General features: G+C 39.9%; 18 protein-coding genes, 1 rRNA gene and 1 other RNA gene. 9 read left to right on the top strand and 11 right to left on the bottom strand.

Going from position 1 to position 16,599, the window contains the following annotated elements; translation table 11 throughout:
* The 5 genes from C0W29_RS12480 to C0W29_RS12460 all read right to left on the bottom strand — a co-directional run.
* Positions 1-221 (bottom strand): 16S ribosomal RNA (locus tag C0W29_RS12480); the annotation flags it as partial.
* 422 nt (positions 222-643) lie between these two features.
* On the bottom strand, positions 644-1,075 hold the full coding sequence (locus C0W29_RS12475) for a type IV pilus modification PilV family protein (protein WP_045042312.1): 432 nt from the start codon (positions 1,073-1,075) through the stop codon (positions 644-646).
* Positions 1,065-2,387 carry a hypothetical protein gene (locus C0W29_RS12470; protein WP_045045136.1) on the bottom strand — a complete coding sequence of 441 codons (1,323 nt, stop codon included), beginning with the start codon at positions 2,385-2,387 and terminating at the stop codon, positions 1,065-1,067. The genes C0W29_RS12475 and C0W29_RS12470 overlap by 11 nt, the downstream gene beginning before the upstream one ends.
* Positions 2,387-2,983 carry a PilW family protein gene (locus tag C0W29_RS12465; protein ID WP_045045135.1) on the bottom strand — a complete coding sequence of 199 codons (597 nt, stop codon included), beginning with the start codon at positions 2,981-2,983 and terminating at the stop codon, positions 2,387-2,389. The genes C0W29_RS12470 and C0W29_RS12465 overlap by 1 nt, the downstream gene beginning before the upstream one ends.
* Positions 2,970-3,524, bottom strand: a complete 555-nt coding sequence (locus C0W29_RS12460) for a GspH/FimT family pseudopilin (RefSeq protein ID WP_052671652.1) — start codon at positions 3,522-3,524, stop codon at positions 2,970-2,972. Before C0W29_RS12460 ends, C0W29_RS12465 begins: the two co-directional genes overlap by 14 nt.
* 135 nt (positions 3,525-3,659) lie before the next feature.
* Between C0W29_RS12460 and C0W29_RS21910 the strand changes: the two genes are divergently transcribed.
* On the top strand, positions 3,660-4,055 hold the full coding sequence (locus tag C0W29_RS21910) for a type IV pilin protein (protein WP_036795903.1): 396 nt from the start codon (positions 3,660-3,662) through the stop codon (positions 4,053-4,055).
* Between the two features lie 194 nt (positions 4,056-4,249).
* Here the strand turns inward: C0W29_RS21910 and dnaJ are convergent, their stop codons facing one another.
* The 3 genes from dnaJ to grpE form a co-directional block, all read right to left on the bottom strand.
* A complete protein-coding gene (gene dnaJ / locus C0W29_RS12450) occupies positions 4,250-5,392 on the bottom strand; it encodes a molecular chaperone DnaJ (RefSeq protein ID WP_036795905.1) in 1,143 nt (380 codons plus the stop codon).
* Between the two features lie 98 nt (positions 5,393-5,490).
* Positions 5,491-7,404, bottom strand: coding sequence for a molecular chaperone DnaK (dnaK, locus tag C0W29_RS12445; RefSeq protein ID WP_045042308.1), 1,914 nt, complete (start codon positions 7,402-7,404; stop codon positions 5,491-5,493).
* 236 nt (positions 7,405-7,640) lie between these two features.
* Entirely contained in the window at positions 7,641-8,255 is a 615-nt protein-coding gene (gene grpE, locus C0W29_RS12440) for a nucleotide exchange factor GrpE (protein ID WP_036795907.1), read from the bottom strand.
* Positions 8,256-8,449: 194 nt separating this feature from the next.
* On the opposite strand from grpE, the gene nadK reads away from it, so the two are divergent.
* From nadK to bamE, 3 genes are all read left to right on the top strand, one after another.
* Positions 8,450-9,331 carry an NAD(+) kinase gene (nadK, locus tag C0W29_RS12435; protein ID WP_045042307.1) on the top strand — a complete coding sequence of 294 codons (882 nt, stop codon included), beginning with the start codon at positions 8,450-8,452 and terminating at the stop codon, positions 9,329-9,331.
* Between the two features lie 182 nt (positions 9,332-9,513).
* Positions 9,514-11,181: a DNA repair protein RecN gene (recN, locus tag C0W29_RS12430; RefSeq protein WP_036795910.1), complete on the top strand. Its 1,668-nt coding sequence runs from the start codon at positions 9,514-9,516 to the stop codon at positions 11,179-11,181.
* A 170-nt stretch (positions 11,182-11,351) separates the two neighbouring features.
* Entirely contained in the window at positions 11,352-11,708 is a 357-nt protein-coding gene (gene bamE, locus C0W29_RS12425) for an outer membrane protein assembly factor BamE (RefSeq protein WP_036795911.1), read from the top strand.
* Positions 11,709-11,799: 91 nt separating this feature from the next.
* On the opposite strand, the gene C0W29_RS12420 is transcribed toward bamE, so the two are convergent.
* Positions 11,800-12,108: an RnfH family protein gene (locus tag C0W29_RS12420; protein ID WP_036795913.1), complete on the bottom strand. Its 309-nt coding sequence runs from the start codon at positions 12,106-12,108 to the stop codon at positions 11,800-11,802.
* Positions 12,098-12,532: an SRPBCC family protein gene (locus C0W29_RS12415; RefSeq protein ID WP_036795914.1), complete on the bottom strand. Its 435-nt coding sequence runs from the start codon at positions 12,530-12,532 to the stop codon at positions 12,098-12,100. Before C0W29_RS12415 ends, C0W29_RS12420 begins: the two co-directional genes overlap by 11 nt.
* Positions 12,533-12,737: 205 nt before the next feature.
* Between C0W29_RS12415 and smpB the strand changes: the two genes are divergently transcribed.
* Together smpB and ssrA are read left to right on the top strand one after the other, a co-directional pair.
* Positions 12,738-13,214 (top strand): SsrA-binding protein SmpB, encoded by a 477-nt coding sequence (gene smpB, locus C0W29_RS12410; RefSeq protein ID WP_036795915.1) that lies wholly within the window; start codon positions 12,738-12,740, stop codon positions 13,212-13,214.
* Between the two features lie 111 nt (positions 13,215-13,325).
* Positions 13,326-13,695: a transfer-messenger RNA gene (gene ssrA, locus C0W29_RS12405) on the top strand.
* A gap of 187 nt (positions 13,696-13,882) precedes the next feature.
* Here the strand turns inward: ssrA and C0W29_RS12400 are convergent.
* Entirely contained in the window at positions 13,883-14,257 is a 375-nt protein-coding gene (locus tag C0W29_RS12400) for a hypothetical protein (protein WP_036795934.1), read from the bottom strand.
* A 370-nt stretch (positions 14,258-14,627) separates the two neighbouring features.
* Here C0W29_RS12400 and C0W29_RS12395 point away from each other — a divergent pair, with 370 nt between their 5' ends.
* The 3 genes from C0W29_RS12395 to ahpC all read left to right on the top strand — a co-directional run bounded on the left by C0W29_RS12395 (position 14,628) and on the right by ahpC (position 16,421).
* A complete protein-coding gene (locus C0W29_RS12395) occupies positions 14,628-15,164 on the top strand; it encodes an HPP family protein (RefSeq protein ID WP_045042296.1) in 537 nt (178 codons plus the stop codon).
* A complete protein-coding gene (locus tag C0W29_RS12390) occupies positions 15,157-15,573 on the top strand; it encodes a universal stress protein (protein ID WP_036795936.1) in 417 nt (138 codons plus the stop codon). Before C0W29_RS12395 ends, C0W29_RS12390 begins: the two co-directional genes overlap by 8 nt.
* A 290-nt stretch (positions 15,574-15,863) precedes the next feature.
* Positions 15,864-16,421 (top strand): alkyl hydroperoxide reductase subunit C, encoded by a 558-nt coding sequence (gene ahpC, locus C0W29_RS12385; RefSeq protein WP_036795938.1) that lies wholly within the window; start codon positions 15,864-15,866, stop codon positions 16,419-16,421.
* The last annotated feature ends 178 nt before the right edge of the window (positions 16,422-16,599 follow it).

Genomic DNA, 16,599 nt, shown 5'->3' with positions numbered 1-16,599 from the left:
GAGAGGCCCGAAGGTCCCCCTCTTTGCTCCGAAGAGATTATGCGGTATTAGCTATCGTTTCCAATAGTTATCCCCCACATCAGGGTATATTCCCAGGCATTACTCACCCGTCCGCCGCTCGTCAGCAAAAGAAGCAAGCTTCTTTTCTGTTACCGCTCGACTTGCATGTGTTAGGCCTGCCGCCAGCGTTCAATCTGAGCCATGATCAAACTCTTCAATTAAAGTTTTGTTGGTCTTTCGACCGGCTCAATAAATACTGACTTTAAATACCTTTTCTTTATAAATAAAGAATGTAAATTAAAGCTTTTTATCATTTAAAAAATGATAATTAAATAACTGTGCCAAAATAATCTTCTCTATAAATAGATTGGGCTATTTTGTATTGGTCACTCAGTTTATTGATAAATCTTTCGACTTAACTATTCAGTGAGTGCCCACACAGATTGCATGGTCAAATTGTTAAAGAACAATACTGACTTTCGGTAACCGCTTGCGCCGTCGTCCGTGTCAGTGAGGTCGCATTATAAGGAGATTTTATTGGCTGACAATAGTTTTTTAATAAAAAAAAACCGTTCGAACATTTTTTATTCAAAATGATTTGATTTGGATTAAATTATGTCTTTTTAGCGATGATAGCCGTCGTTTAATCAAATTCACTGTATTTAGAAATGGCGGTTTTGAGAGATACTGCCTGCGAGACGCCACGGCGATCCCTCCAACTGACAGTAACATTAATAATTCGTAGTGCATCAGATAGAGATAAAGTATCAGCATCACAAGTAAGCGTATAATTAGAGCCACTCACCATAGAGTGCAGACAATTAATTGGTGCGGCCATGCTTTCAAAAGCAATCAAACCAGTAGCACCACTAATATTACTGGCACGAGTTTGATAAAACTCCATCTGTGCTTCTGCTATATGAAGCGCATCTAAGGTCTTTAATGCATTTTCTGCTTTTACTTCCATATAAGCTTGCATCTTAACCAGCCCCAATACCCCAACAGCAAGCACACCAAGAGCAATCACCACCTCTAATAGACTAAAGCCTTTTTCTATTTTTATATTAGAAGTCATGCCAAGATCCTTGTTGCCAAGTTAATACATTTATATATTTTCCTGTTTTATCTGAATTATAGGCAGGAATAATAGAACCATTAATTCTAATTGTTTGATTAGGAGCATCAACGCCTATTCCTCCATCAATATTAATTGCAGCATATACATTAAATACATATTTATCATAGCCACCAGTTTCGGCGACTGATTTAGAAAGATCACCAGAAGAAACATTAATAGAACTCGCACTATTAAAAAGATCTAACCATCCATCCCTAATATTAAAACTAGGTGAGATATATTGATAAATTAATCCATCGATATAAGAAACACCATTAATATGAAATAAACCATTAAAAATAACCAACTGTATAGCTTCGTCATTTGCTAGTTCATTTTTACTTCCTAATATATTTCCCGTTATAGCACAACTACCATCAGCCCAAATTCGCCTTTTACCTGTAGCATAAGCATCTTTAATTTTCTTACTACAATCAACAATCCATCCTCCTGACGTTTTTCCTGTGATTACTATTCCTTTGGGATGATTCTTGAACTCCTCTCTCACGAGATCAGCCTCTGTAAGTTCTTTACCAAAGATATTTTTAAATACATTTACCTTTTGGTTTTCAACTATGTCTCCAAATTTCCCATGGCCTACAATATAGTTAGGTTTCTTACTTTCATCATACATATTAGATCGATACTCTGAATGGCAAGTAAAATCTACTGCCCCCAATGGCCCACCAGCATGAATGCTCACCGTAGAATCTGTTGTTAAAAAATGTAATTCACCGCCATCAACAGCAACATAGTTAACTTCACCACCAGCAACAATAGATTTGCATTTATACAATCCATCTTTTTTTGATGCGGTTGGATTAGGAACAAAATGTTGAGAACCACTTAATTCAACAGAACCACTCGTTTCTAACGTACTTGAAACGCCTATACCACCATAATTAATTAACTTAGAAACATCATGTTTTACCTCAGCCTTCGAATACCTACTAATTAGTTCATAGCTAGGTTGATCTATGGCTAATGGAAAATAGTCAATTGTAAGCTCTATTACAGATGCTAATTCTGTACATTTTTTACTAAAGGTAGGATCCGCAGGACGTATATTTTTTTGCTTTAACTCTGTAAAACCACACTCCAGCCCACCTTCAGCAGTCCAATGTGCTTGTCTGGCTAAGACTTCATTTTGAGTACGCTTAATCTGATAAAATAAGTTCTTATATGACGCCAATGAAAATAACAACGCTACAATTAATAACATGCTAGTAATTAATAATGTCGCCATCCCTGACTGCTGATGCTTATTCATTATTGCCAATTCCTTGTTTTAATCTGAATCGACTTCGCTGTACTCACTGCGATATCATTATTTAAATACGCAGCAAGAGTAATTTTAATTAATTGACTGGTTGCACTAGCAGAGCTAATCGGTTTATTTAAAATTCCAAATTCATTTACACTAATCTGCTTATCATAAATTAATGAATAAGATAGGGATCGAGATAAAGAGCATGCATTTAAAACTGTTATTTCATCATTCGACGAACGATAAACTAATTTTTTATCTTTATCGTTATAAATAAATTCATTATATTTGCGGCCATCAGTAGCATCATAAACATATGCTAAACAATTATTAGCGACATTTACATAAACGACATTATCTGCCCCTGATATTTTCAAACTAGAACGACCACCAGAGACATATCCGGCTCGTAGTACATCTTCTTTGATGAGTCGAAAGGCATCATTCACATCTTGTTGAAGTAATAATTCTAATGAACGCTTATTAGATGCTTGATAACCCGATAAAAAAACCGAACCTACAACAGCGATTGCAATTAAACCTACCGATGATGCAATGAGTAATTCAATTAAACTAAAACCTTGATTAGCATTTCTCATAACTGCTCAACTTTTCAGAGTCAGATTCTAAGCAGGTATAAATACGCCCAGTGATGGTATAGAGCGTTGTTTTAAGCTTATGGTCACCGCTGCTATAGCTATAACTACCATTTGCACTGGGTCTACCGTATATAGGATCAAAATAAAATCGATTGAGTTTGCTCGTGTTAGTTATCACTACACCAGAAAATGAACTTGATTCTATTAACGATAAAACAGTGGGTTCTGACTCTAATTTAGCACTAATAGTCCATGGTGCTATAGATCGAGTAAGTAGGCTTGTTGGTGCACTACTTTCAACATACACCTTAACCCCACGCATCACCGCTTCTGATTTGGCTTGCACCAATAACCACTCGATTTCTGTTGCTAACCGCTTGGCTTTATTCGATTCAATTAAACCATTAAAACGCGGGGCTGCCATTGCAATAATAATCCCCATGATCACTACGGTAAAAACCAATTCCAACAAAGTAAATCCTCGCTGACTGTCACCGGTATGATGTATGTAATGAAAGTGCGTGATAATTTCGCGAGCCATTCCCCAAATCCCTGTTAACGTTATTCTTCTTCACCAAGAACAACTTGATCGGGAGTTTATCATCACCGCAAAATAGCACCGTTAGGATATCAATCAGTTATCGAGTCAATTCGAATATTTAAGAGATTACGGAAGATGATTAAACAAAAAGGCGTGACGCTGATCGAAATGTTGATTGCAGTGGCTATCATTGGAGTCTTAACTGCGATTGCCTATCCTTCGTACCAATCTTATGTACTAAAAGGCCATCGTACTCAAGCAATGACAGATTTAATAATGATCCAGCTAGCAATGGAGAGTAAACGTACAGGAGGAGAAGATTATTCAGTTTTCGATGGTATTGATCATTCTCAAATCATTAGCTCATTATGTCCTGCTTGTGCCAATGATGAACGTTATGATTATGAGATTGAAGCGACAACGGTTAACTACACGATAAAAGCGCTACCAAAACTGGCGCAAACAAACGATGAGTGCTCAACTTTAGAACTTAATCAAACCAGTAAAGGTTCACCTGAAGGTTGTTGGTAATATTTTCACTGGCTTCTTTTATGCTCAAACGCGTGATAAGTAGATCACGGATAGCTCGTACCTCCCTTCCGAGACGACGGATAATAACCCGCATCATTCTCGTTTTGGTTTAGGAAATGACGATATTGAGCTACAAAAAAGCCGCTATTAGCATGTGCGAATAGCGGCTTTTATTTATTCTTTTTTGCGACGAATTAGTTGGTTAAATCGTCGAAAAACTTTTTTACGCCGTTAAAGAAACCTTCTGATTTTGGCTTGTGCTTACTCGCATCTTTACCGCCAAACGTTTCTTCTAGTTCTTGTAGCAACTCTTTTTGACGCTTGCTTAAATGTACTGGGGTTTCAACCACCAACTTACAGATAAGATCACCGCGTAAACCGCCACGAACAGAATCAACACCTTTGCCACGCATACGGAACATACGGCCCGTTTGCATTTCAGCAGGCACTTTCAAACTGACACGGCCATCAAGTGTTGGTACTTCAACTTCGCCACCCAATGCTGCCATTGTGAAACTTACTGGTACTTCACAATGTAGGTTATTACCTTCGCGCTGGAAAATGTGGTGTTCTTTAACATGCACTTGAACGTACAAGTCGCCTGCTGGTGCACCTTGTTCTCCAGCTTCGCCTTCGCCACTTAAGCGAATACGGTCACCGGTATCAACACCCGCAGGAATTTTAACTGATAGCGTTTTGGTTTCTTCTACACGGCCTTCGCCATGGCACTTATCACATGGATCTTTGATAATTTGACCACGACCATGACAGTGTGGACAAGTCTGTTGAACAGCAAAGAAGCCTTGACGCATCTGCACTTGACCAGCACCATGACAGGTACCACACGTTGTTGCAGATGAACCTTTTTTAGCGCCTGAACCATCACAGCTATCACAACCAACTAAAGTTGGAACACGGATTTCTTTCGAACAACCGCGAACAGCTTCTTCCAACGTCAGTTCCATGTTGTAGCGAAGATCTGAACCACGCTGCGCGCGTTGTTGACGACGGCCACCGCCACCACCAAAGATATCACCAAACACATCACCAAAGATGTCACTGAAGTCTGCACCGCCGCCAAAGCCGCCGCCGCCACCGCCCATACCACCTTGTTCAAAGGCTGCATGGCCGTATTGATCGTAAGCAGCGCGTTTTTGGTCGTCTGTTAGAATTTCATAAGCGTATTTCACTTCTTTGAATTTCTCAGCAGATTCCGCATCACCCTGGTTACGGTCGGGGTGGAACTTCATTGCTAAGCGCTTATAAGCTTTTTTAATGTCACGCTCACTTGCGTCACGAGCCACACTTAACACTTCGTATAAATCACGTTTCGACATAACTTGATTGTCACCTAGCTAGATATAGTTACGGGCGTTAGAGTAACCTCAAACGCCCGTAATTTAAACAAGATGTTAACTAATAATAGTTAACGTTCTTATTTGTTGTCTTTAACTTCTTCAAACTCAGCGTCAACAACATCGTCGTCTTGCTTAGCTTGTTGCTCACCAGCACCATCAGCTTGTTGTGCTTGTGCTTTCTGTTGAGCGATTTCCATTAGCTTTTGAGATGCAGCAACAACCGCTTGAACTTTCGCGTCGATTGCTTCTTTATCTTCGCCTTTGCGTGCTTCTTCTAGTTCAGCAACAGCAGCTTCGATTTTTGCTTTCTCATCAGCAGGAAGTGCATCACCAGCTTCTTCAATTTGCTTACGAGTACCGTGAACAAGTTGGTCAGCTTGGTTACGAGCAGTTACTAACTCTTCAAACTTCTTATCAGCTTCTTTGTTAGCTTCAGCTTCTTGAACCATCTTCTCGATGTCAGCATCGCTTAGACCGCCAGACGCTTGAATAGTGATCTTCTGCTCTTTACCAGTAGTCTTATCTTTAGCTGATACGTTTAGGATACCATCCGCATCAAGGTCAAAAGTAACTTCGATTTGTGGCATACCACGTGGTGCAGCTTGAATACCTTCTAGGTTGAACTGACCAAGAGACTTGTTGAAGCTCGCTTGCTTACGCTCACCTTGAATAACGTGGATTGTTACCGCGTTTTGGTTATCTTCAGCAGTAGAGAACACTTGGTTCGCTTTTGTTGGGATAGTTGTGTTCTTCTCGATAAGTTTAGTCATCACGCCACCCATGGTTTCAATACCAAGAGATAGTGGAGTAACGTCTAGAAGTAGAACGTCTTTAACATCACCAGCAAGTACACCACCTTGAACAGCAGCACCTACAGCTACAGCTTCATCAGGGTTAACGTCTTTACGTGGCTCTTTGCCGAAGAATTCAGTTACTTTAGCCTGAACCATTGGCATACGAGTCTGACCACCAACAAGGATGATGTCGTTGATGTCGCTAACAGAAAGACCAGCATCTGAGATAGCTACTTTTAGCGGCTCAAGAGTACGTTGAACTAGGTCTTCAACTAGAGATTCTAGTTTTGCACGAGTCACTTTGATGTTCATGTGCTTAGGACCAGTTGCATCAGCAGTGATGTAAGGTAGGTTCACATCAGTTTGCTGTGCAGAAGATAGTTCAATTTTAGCTTTTTCTGCTGCTTCTTTTAGACGCTGCATAGCTAGAGGATCTTTCTTAAGATCGATACCTTGATCTTTCTTAAACTCGTCTGCTAAGTAGTTGATTAGACGTGTATCAAAGTCTTCACCACCAAGGTGTGTATCACCATTAGTTGCTAGAACTTCAAATGTTTTCTCGCCTTCAACTTCATCAATTTCAATGATTGAGATATCAAAAGTACCGCCACCAAGGTCGTAAACAGCGATAGTGCGATCACCACCTTGCTTGTCTAGGCCGTAAGCTAGAGCTGCTGCTGTTGGTTCGTTGATGATACGTTTAACATCTAGACCTGCGATACGGCCAGCATCTTTAGTTGCTTGACGCTGTGCATCGTTAAAGTATGCAGGTACTGTGATAACTGCGCCAGTTACTGGTTCGCCCAGGAAGTCTTCAGCAGTTTTCTTCATTTTCTTAAGAATTTCAGCTGATACTTGAGGAGCTGCCATTTTTTGGCCTTTCGCTTCTACCCATGCATCACCGTTGTCAGCCTTAACAATTTTGTAAGGCATGATTTCGATATCACGCTGAACTTCTTCGTCTTCAAAACGACGACCGATTAAACGCTTGATAGCGAATAATGTGTTTTCAGGGTTTGTTACCGCCTGACGTTTTGCTGGTTGACCAACTAACGTTTCGCCATCTTGCGTGTATGCAACAACTGATGCTGTTGTACGCTCGCCTTCTGCATTCTCAATTACACGTGGCTTGTCGCCGTCAAGTACTGCTACACAAGAGTTAGTTGTACCTAAGTCAATACCAATGATCTTACCCATCAGACAATCTCCGAAATTCGTTATATGTTCTTAACTACACCCAAAATAACAAATGGGTTAGCGGTTCGGGATAACCCCGTGACAAATACATTTAATGTCTTATGACTACTAGATAAGGTCGCCAGACTGCTTTTCAAGGGGAGACCCCAAAAAAAATGCAAAAAAATAAAAAAACCCACCGAAGTGGGCTTTATTTTGCGACATCATCAAGTAAACCTTGAATCATTTGTTGCAAATTACGCTTGAGTATTCACATTACCCGCAGCAGCTTTTGATACCATCACCATTGCAGGACGGATCACACGGCCATTTAGCTCGTAACCTTTTTGCATTACAGCCATAACGGTATTTGGTGCAAATTCAGTGCTTTCTTGAATTGCCATCGCTTGGTGGAACTCAGGATTAAAAGTTTCACCTTGTGGGTCAATCACTTTTAGACCAAATTTAGCTACTGTGGATGTCATGGTCATCAATGTAAGCTCAACACCTTCCATCATTGCTTTAGTTGCTTCGTTATTCTTGTCTGCCATTTCAATAGCACGTTCAAGATTATCAATAACTGGCAATAACTCTTCAGCAAATTTGTTCAATGCGTATTTACGCGCTTTATCAATTTCTTGCTCAGAACGACGACGAACGTTTTCGCCTTCAGCGCGTGCACGTAATGCCGCATCTTTTACTTCATTAACTTCTGCATCTTTTGCTAATAGAGCTGCTTCTAGTTCAGCAATACGAGCTGCATATAATTCTTGCTCAGATTCAACAAACTCACCCTCGACAGCTTCAACTTCTACAGCTTCAACTGCGTCATTTAGCTGCTCATCCTGTACATTGTGGTTTTTGTTAGTCATGCGTTGGTTCTCCGCCAAGATAAAAGGGTATTTATTCACTTAGTAGCCTAATTGGATAAGCGCTACTTTTAGAACAGTCTTGAGCATATTATGGGGATGAAGTTCAATGATTCAAGCCAATATTGACAACAAACCACGACAAGTTGTTTTTTCTAAGGCTATACTGACCCACCATCATTTGTCGGAACAAGGACATGAAGCGTATTTTTGATACTATCGCGTTAATTGGCAAACCTCGTAATCCGGAGGCATTACAAACGCACTCTAGCCTTTACGAGTGGTTAACTGCACAAGGTTATAACGTGTTAGTCGATCATCGGTTAGTCAACGATATTGACGTACCTGAGCATTGTTTTTGTGATTTACTCACCATTGGTGATAAAGCAGATCTTGCCGTTGTTGTTGGCGGTGATGGCAATATGTTAGGTGCTGCTCGAGTATTATCTCGATTTGATATTTCTGTTATTGGTGTTAATCGTGGCAACCTTGGTTTCCTTACCGATCTTGATCCTGATGATTTTGAGCAACAATTACAGTTAGTGCTTGCGGGTGAGTTTATTAAAGAAGATCGGTTTCTGTTAGAAGCTGAGGTGCATCGCAATGGTCAAATTAAAAGCCGTAATGCGGCATTAAACGAAGCAGTATTACACCCAGATAAAATTGCTCACATGATTGAGTTTGAAGTCTATATTGATGACTGCTTTGCATTCTCACAACGTTCTGATGGATTAATCATAGCTACCCCTACAGGCTCAACAGCTTACTCTCTTTCTGGTGGCGGCCCAATTCTATCAACCAGTTTAAATGCTATTGCTTTAGTGCCGATGTTTCCTCACACCCTTTCATCTCGTCCACTGGTCGTAGATGGTGATCGCTGTATCAAACTGCTGGTTTCACCCAATAATGGCAGCACCTTAGAAGTAAGCTGTGATGGTCAAGTCTCACTGCCTGTAAGCCCTGGGGATGAAATTCACATCTATCAAAGCGAAGACCGTCTGCAATTAATTCATCCAAAAAATTACAGTTACTACAATGTACTACGTGGAAAACTAGGCTGGTCAAGCCGACTATTTTAAGCTGAACGGCAGTTATCACTCTAAAAACCAGCATATTTATCTGCTGGTTTTTTTATAACAGTGCAAAAAAGTTAATCTAAGTCACATTTTATCTGAATAATTATCACCCCAGTACTTTACTGGTTATAGATACAGTATATACTGTATGAAAAAACAGGTGTTGATTTAAACAGGTGAACACAATGCTCGCGCACATGACGATCTCTAACTTTGCTATTGTCAAAACTCTTCAATTTGAACTAAAACCGGGAATGACCACTATTACAGGTGAAACCGGTGCGGGTAAATCTATTGCGATTGATGCATTAGGTTTATGCTTAGGCGATCGCGCTGAAGCCTCAATGGTACGACCGAATGAAGATAAAGCTGAAATTTCAGCTGCCTTTTTATTGGCCAATAACCAAGCGGCTCGACGTTGGCTCGAAGATAATGAGCTCAGTGATGGTGAAGAATGTATTTTGCGCCGAGTGATCACCAAAGAAGGCCGTTCACGTGGCTTTATTAATGGCAGCCCTGTTCCTGCATCGCAACAAAAAGCCTTAGGCCAACTACTGATTAATATTCATGGTCAGCATGCTCATCAACAACTAATGCGCCCTGAATATCAACAGCATATGCTAGATCAATATGCTGGTCATCACTTACTGATTGATCGTACTCGCAGTGCTTACCAACGCTGGCGTCAAGCACATAATGAGCTAAAACGTTTAACTCAAAGCCGTGATGAAAACGAAGCCCAAAAACAATTATTGCAATACCAAGTAAAAGAGCTGGATGAATTAGCGTTAGGCGAAGAAGAATTCACTGAAATTGAAGAAGAACATAAACGTCTATCAAATTCAGGTGAACTGGCTATTTCAAGTCAAACTGCGCTGTCTGTTCTTTATGACAACGATGATGGTAATGCATTGCAATTACTGCAACTCGCTTGCCAGCAAGTTAACAATCTTGGGGAATACGACAGCAATTTAAGTGCTATTCCACAGATGCTTGAAGAAGCGATCATCCAAGTTCAAGAGGCTAGCCAAGAGTTACGTAGTTACCTTGATAACTTAGATATGGACCCGCATCGGTTAATTTATCTTGAAGAGCGTTTAGCTAAAATCATGTCAATGGCACGCAAGCACTACGTTATGCCAGCAGAGCTTTACCAAAAACATCATGATTTACTTAAAGAACTTGAAAATCTTGATTGCAGTGATGAACGTTTAGAAGATATGGCAGCTAATGTCGAATCTCTACGCCAGCAATGCATTGAAGCTGCCGAAAAACTAAGCAAAAGCCGTCAACGTTACGCCAAAGAATTAGATCAAAAAATCACTGAAAGCATGCACATGCTAAGTATGGAACACGGTGAGTTTGAAATCGCACTTACCAGTGATCCAGAACGGATGCTAAGTCCATTAGGCTATGACAGTATTAATTTCTTAGTATCAACTAACCCAGGCCAACCATTACAGCCATTAGGCAAAGTCGCTTCTGGTGGTGAACTTTCACGTATCTCACTCGCAATTCAAGTGATCACGGCTCAAAAAGTTGAAACTCCAAGTTTAATTTTCGATGAAGTTGATGTGGGTATCAGTGGTCCAACAGCGGCTATTGTTGGCAAAATGCTGCGAAAGCTGGGCAAATCAACGCAAGTAATGTGTGTAACTCACTTACCGCAAGTCGCTGGTTGTGGTCATCAACAAATGTTTGTTGCTAAGAAAACCACTGATGGTCAGACTGAAACTCAGATGCGTCCATTAAGTACCGATGATCGTATCGCAGAGCTAGCCCGTCTACTTGGTGGCAGTGAAATTACTGAACGCACACTCGCAAATGCCAAAGAACTACTGGTTGCGGCTTGATTTAATTTCGCATCTTGGGCAAATATGAAATAAACTAAAACATTGATGCAACTATTGCTGACAGTAGTAGTCGAATATCAAAATATATTACTTTTTTTCTTTACCGCTTTTTACTTCTGCCAAGAGCTTGTTTATCATCGCAGCAGTTAAAGCTAAAAAGCCAGGATGCTATGAGTTGGAAAAACATTGCAGCCCTAACCTTAGTGTTGGGCTTACTTAGCGGCTGTTCGGTCGCTGAACGTTTGGTTTATCGTATTGATATTGACCAAGGCAACTATGTAGAACAGAAAAGTGTTAATACCTTGCGTGTTGGCATGACGAAAACACAAGTTCAATATGTGCTGGGTACGCCTATGTTAGTCGACCCAAGTTACCCCAACACATGGAATTACATTTTCTACGAACAAAATGGTCATGATAAGCCGGTTCAAAAGAACTTGTTCTTAACTTTCAACCAACAGGCCCAGCTTGTTAGTATGAAAGGTGATTACAAGCAAGGTCCTAACTTCATGGATCCAATGAATTAATCAGACTTCATAGAAAATAGTTGTTTTCAAAAAATAAAAAAAGCTCGCTAATAAATGGCGAGCTTTTTATTGTCTGCTATAAAAAGAAGCGTTACTTTTCAGCGTCTTTTTTGGCTTGTTCTGCGCGTTTACGGCGGATCTCACGCGGATCTGCAATTAACGGACGATAAATCTCAATCCGATCCCCATCACGCGCTGTCGCATCTAATTTTACATTACGACTATATATGCCGACTTTATTGGTCTTGAGGTCAATCTCGGGGTACATAGTTAAAATACCCGATTGCTCAATAATCGCCTGAATGGGAGTCGCAGCAACAACAGCGAGCTTTAATACTCGCTGTACGTTAGGCAGTGCATAAACTACCTCAACATGAATTAAGGGTTGATCAGAATGCATAAACTTCTCTTGCTCGCTGTGTGAACGCTTGCACCATATTACTGGTCAGATCACGAAAAATTTTACCAAAGGCAACATCAATTAAGCCGCTAGTAAATTCAAATTCTAAATTTAATTCAATTTTACAAGCTGTTGCATCAAGTTCAGTGAATGTCCATCCGCCAACTAATTTTCGAAAAGGACCATCCACTAACTGCATTTGAATTTGATTAAAATCAACCAATTTATTATGCGTGACAAATGTTTTACGTATACCAGCTTTGGCTACATCAACTGAGGCCATCATATGGCTGGTCGAACTTTCAATGATTTTACTGCCCGCACAGCCGGGTAAAAACATTGGGTAAGATTCAACATCATTCACCAAGTTAAACATTTGTTGTGCACTAAAAGGCACCAGTGCCGAACGACTAATTTGTGGCATAGCTTCTCCTTCATCGAACACATCCTCACCCTGAAGATAAAATCTATTCGCTGCGTTTAGTCAATGATACCATTACTGAGCTATCGACCAAAATAACAGTTACCATCTAGCGGTATTATGGTAACGTCAATAGCTTATTCGACCAGAAAAATCACCGATATTAGATTTTGTTCTGGGACTGCAACAATGACTCTACGAGGTCAACATGGCTAAAAAACCAAAGCAAAGTAGCAATACTATTGCAAAAAATAAAAGCGCTCGTTTTGAATTTGCCATCGGCGACGAATACGAAGCTGGTATGGTATTACAGGGTTGGGAAGTAAAAGCCATCCGTGACGGTAAAGTAAATATGACCGAAAGTTATGTTTTCTTACGTAACGGTGAAGCCTTTATTTCAGGTTTAACCATTGCGCCATTAAATGCAGCATCAACTCACGTAGTCGCTGATCCAACCCGCGTACGTAAGCTATTGCTTAACCGTCGTGAACTGAGAAAGCTAGAAGATTCGGTTAACCGCGAAGGCGATACCATCGTCGCTTTAGTTATGTACTGGAGTACTTCATTTGTAAAAGTGAAAATCGGTACTGCTCGTGGTAAGAAATTGCATGATAAACGTGCGGATAGCAAAGCCAAAGATTGGCAACGTGATAAAGCTCGTATCATGAAAGGCAATAACCGTTAAGCAACCTATGCAACACGATGTTAGCATTTGAATAGTAATCAATCACTTGGTGAGTGAATTACAATATAGCTATTGACCTAGTTAAATATTCTGCTAACATCGAATGCATCTGGGGCTGATTCAGGATTCGACAGGATCACGAAGGCTTGTGGAGCATGTCGAGGTGCGGTTTGCCTCGTTAAACAGCCGCAAAAAAATAGTCGCAAACGACGAAAACTACGCACTAGCAGCTTAATACCCTGCTAAGAGCGCTCCTGCCCTAGCTTCCGCTTGTAAGACGGGGAATAACAGGGGTTCAAACCCAAACGAGATAGCGAGGGATTCTTTGACTAGAGAGATGAACCGCGAAATAGAATTCTGGTATGTATTAGCATAGCGTGTCAATTCGCAGTGACGATACGAGAATAAAGATTGACTAAACATGTAGCGCCATCTGTTAGACTGATTTTGGACGCGGGTTCAAATCCCGCCAGCTCCACCAAACGTTTGGAAAGGGCCACTTCTTAGGAAGTGGCCTTTTTTAATGCCTAAAATTCGATAAGATCATATATAAAAACAGCAGCAACAAAAAAGCGTTAGCAAAATCAATTCTGCTAACACCTTAAATAAAACACCATATTACGTATGACGAACATGTTTATGTTTAATGATTACGCTTAGTTTGACTCTTAATCAATATCGCAATCAGTACAGCTTTGTAATACGATTTCGTGTTCAAAAACAGCAGTATCACTACCGTTAGCTAATAGCTCTGCTATTTCATCTGCCACTTCTTGCTCATCTTCTGATTTAACTGGATTGGCTAATTCTTTTTCTGAATAACCATAGAAATTCAGCAATAAGTAATCACGAGCTTCGTCTTTAGTACAAGTAACGTTCACTGACAGTTCTTGCTCAACATTGCCTTGCGCAATAATCGCAGTGACTTGCGCGATAACATCATCTTTCATCGCAGCCGTTAACCAACCAAGATCAGCGCTTACTGTGTTTTTTTTACATTGAAAGCAAGGAAATTGATGAAAGTAATATTGGAAATTAGTCATGGTTCATTTCTTCTGTAAGTTTTGTATAGCACGATTATGATGCTTTTCTCGCAAAATACTATCTCAATAGGCATTGAAAATAGAAACTATCGCTTAATTAAAATCGCTATAAAATTGAATACTGCTATAAGATTTTATCTACATAGCAATGAGATACTTTTGAAAAACCTCAATCCAATTCTACAGTCAACCTTACCCACTATTGTCCGTTAATCATCGATATATTTAATAGGGTATTTATTATTGCTGATCAACAAAGTGGGATCATGACCGCATTCTTAGATAATACTTATGAGCTATTATCGATCCTCATATTGAGTCAAAATTAGCATATACTATTAATATATTGTACTCATAAGTAAGTATTACGATGGCTGATATTCCAAAAGGGATCCATTATAAGATCACCCACCCAGCTCATAAACTATGGATGATTGCGTTAGTTGCCGCTGCAGGCTCCGCATTATGTATTGGTACCCTTGCCTTTTTCGATGGTGTAGCCAAAGGTGACTATTTATTAGTCGCTCCTTTTGGTGCCACAATGGTGTTGGTCTTTGGGTTACCACAAAGTCCTTTAGCCCACCCTAAAAATGTAGTATTCGGTCACCTAACGACTGCAATCACAGGCATTATATTTGCTAACCTTTTGCCTGTAACATTTTGGTCTCTAGGCTTGGCGGTTGGCGTTGGTATTTTTCTGATGATAATGCTCAATGTTACGCACCCACCTGCTGGGGGGAATCCGTTATTGATCATGTTAGGTGCTCATACCAGTATTCTCTTCGCGTTTTATCCAATTTTTGCAGGTAGCTGCATAATTGTTCTGATTGCACTTTTGTACCATGCTTTAGTCTCTCGCTTAGAATATGCATGGGTTAACAAACCTAAAGAAGGCAAAGATGTATAAAAAAGTATTGTATGCGCTAGATATCGATTCTAAACCTTATCTTCTCAAAGCGATTGCTTTAGCTGAGCAACTCAACGCAGAACTGTTTGTTGGTTATGCCACAAATATTGATGATCAACTATTTTCTGATGACGCCTATTTTGGACACCAACTAGGGGATGATCTTGTTAATACTGAAAAGGACGAGCTAGAAAATAAAATAAAGGATTTAATTACTGGCACCAGTTTAAATAAAGATCATGTTTATATTGTCAGCGGACCGGTGGGTATGGCTATCGAGCGATTGGCGACACATTTATCCGTTGATTTAGTTGTCATGGCAAATTCTCACCATTATTTTAGTTTTTTATCAAAAAATGGTTTTCTAATAAAGTTAGCAACTCGCCATGATTTTTTGAGCTTCTCTTGATTGTAAGAAGGTTAGAATATTTAAAAAGTCCTATTTTATTTTTACATAAAATAGGACTTTTTCTTTAATCAGGTTAGGCCCGAGGTGTAGTCAATCTAAATAGTTTCTCCAGTCTCACTGGTGATAAATCATCAACCAACCGCCCCATACACCAACAATAGGTTTTAGCTATTGAATGTATCGGCTGTAACGATTTCCTTAATATCCCCGGTTCGACAATAATAGCTTCAGAGATTTGATTTGCACTACAGCATAAAAAATTAAAATTATATTTAAAAGGATTCCATATTATGATCAACACTGAAATTAAACCATTTAGCGCTACAGCATTCAAAGAAGGCAACTTCGTAGAAATCACTGAAAAAGATGTTCTAGGTAAGTGGGCTGTATTCTTCTTCTACCCAGCTGACTTTACTTTCGTATGTCCTACAGAGCTTGGCGACCTTGCTGACCATTACGCAGAGCTTCAAGAGCGTGGCGTTGAAGTGTTCTCAGTATCAACTGATACTCACTTTACTCACAAAGCATGGCACGACAGCTCTGATACTATCGGTAAAATCAACTACTTCATGGTAGGCGACCAAACTGGTAACATCACAAATAACTTCAATGTTATGCGTGAAGGTCAAGGTCTTGCAGACCGCGCTACTTTCCTAATCGACCCACAAGGTGTTATCCAAGCAATGGAAATCACTGCTGAAGGTATCGGTCGTGAAGCTGAAGATCTAATGCGTAAAGTAAAAGCTGCACAATACGTTGCTGCTCACCCAGGTGAAGTTTGCCCAGCTAAATGGAAAGAAGGTGAAGCTACACTAACTCCTTCTCTAGACCTAGTTGGTAAGATCTAATCTTATTCACCTTTGATGACAATATGACATTTTGATCGCTATTCAAAACTCAATATTGTTCATCCTGCTTTTAAATAATTCGCTTATTTAAAGGTAATAAGGCATCAAACATAAACCTCATGTTTGGTGCCTTATCAATTATAAGACCTTCCAAACATATTTAAGCCTTTTTATATAG

The organism is Photobacterium kishitanii (assembly GCF_003026355.1).
Lineage (GTDB): Bacteria > Pseudomonadota > Gammaproteobacteria > Enterobacterales > Vibrionaceae > Photobacterium > Photobacterium kishitanii.
This window is presented reverse-complemented; position numbering and strand designations above follow the sequence as displayed.

What these genes read in the sequence shown, in the direction of transcription:
- C0W29_RS12460 (WP_052671652.1), bottom strand. Translation starts at nt 3,524, where the DNA reads ATGGCTCGCGAAATTATCACGCACTTTCATTACATACATCATACCGGT.
- C0W29_RS12390 (WP_036795936.1), top strand. Translation starts at nt 15,157, where the DNA reads ATGTATAAAAAAGTATTGTATGCGCTAGATATCGATTCTAAACCTTAT.
- C0W29_RS12465 (WP_045045135.1), bottom strand. Translation starts at nt 2,983, where the DNA reads ATGAGAAATGCTAATCAAGGTTTTAGTTTAATTGAATTACTCATTGCA.
- grpE (WP_036795907.1), bottom strand. Translation starts at nt 8,255, where the DNA reads ATGACTAACAAAAACCACAATGTACAGGATGAGCAGCTAAATGACGCA.
- nadK (WP_045042307.1), top strand. Translation starts at nt 8,450, where the DNA reads ATGAAGCGTATTTTTGATACTATCGCGTTAATTGGCAAACCTCGTAAT.
- bamE (WP_036795911.1), top strand. Translation starts at nt 11,352, where the DNA reads ATGAGTTGGAAAAACATTGCAGCCCTAACCTTAGTGTTGGGCTTACTT.
- C0W29_RS12395 (WP_045042296.1), top strand. Translation starts at nt 14,628, where the DNA reads ATGGCTGATATTCCAAAAGGGATCCATTATAAGATCACCCACCCAGCT.
- smpB (WP_036795915.1), top strand. Translation starts at nt 12,738, where the DNA reads ATGGCTAAAAAACCAAAGCAAAGTAGCAATACTATTGCAAAAAATAAA.
- C0W29_RS12415 (WP_036795914.1), bottom strand. Translation starts at nt 12,532, where the DNA reads ATGCCACAAATTAGTCGTTCGGCACTGGTGCCTTTTAGTGCACAACAA.
- ahpC (WP_036795938.1), top strand. Translation starts at nt 15,864, where the DNA reads ATGATCAACACTGAAATTAAACCATTTAGCGCTACAGCATTCAAAGAA.
- dnaK (WP_045042308.1), bottom strand. Translation starts at nt 7,404, where the DNA reads ATGGGTAAGATCATTGGTATTGACTTAGGTACAACTAACTCTTGTGTA.
- C0W29_RS12470 (WP_045045136.1), bottom strand. Translation starts at nt 2,387, where the DNA reads ATGAATAAGCATCAGCAGTCAGGGATGGCGACATTATTAATTACTAGC.
- recN (WP_036795910.1), top strand. Translation starts at nt 9,514, where the DNA reads ATGCTCGCGCACATGACGATCTCTAACTTTGCTATTGTCAAAACTCTT.
- C0W29_RS12400 (WP_036795934.1), bottom strand. Translation starts at nt 14,257, where the DNA reads ATGACTAATTTCCAATATTACTTTCATCAATTTCCTTGCTTTCAATGT.
- C0W29_RS12475 (WP_045042312.1), bottom strand. Translation starts at nt 1,075, where the DNA reads ATGACTTCTAATATAAAAATAGAAAAAGGCTTTAGTCTATTAGAGGTG.
- dnaJ (WP_036795905.1), bottom strand. Translation starts at nt 5,392, where the DNA reads ATGTCGAAACGTGATTTATACGAAGTGTTAAGTGTGGCTCGTGACGCA.
- C0W29_RS21910 (WP_036795903.1), top strand. Translation starts at nt 3,660, where the DNA reads ATGATTAAACAAAAAGGCGTGACGCTGATCGAAATGTTGATTGCAGTG.
- C0W29_RS12420 (WP_036795913.1), bottom strand. Translation starts at nt 12,108, where the DNA reads ATGCATTCTGATCAACCCTTAATTCATGTTGAGGTAGTTTATGCACTG.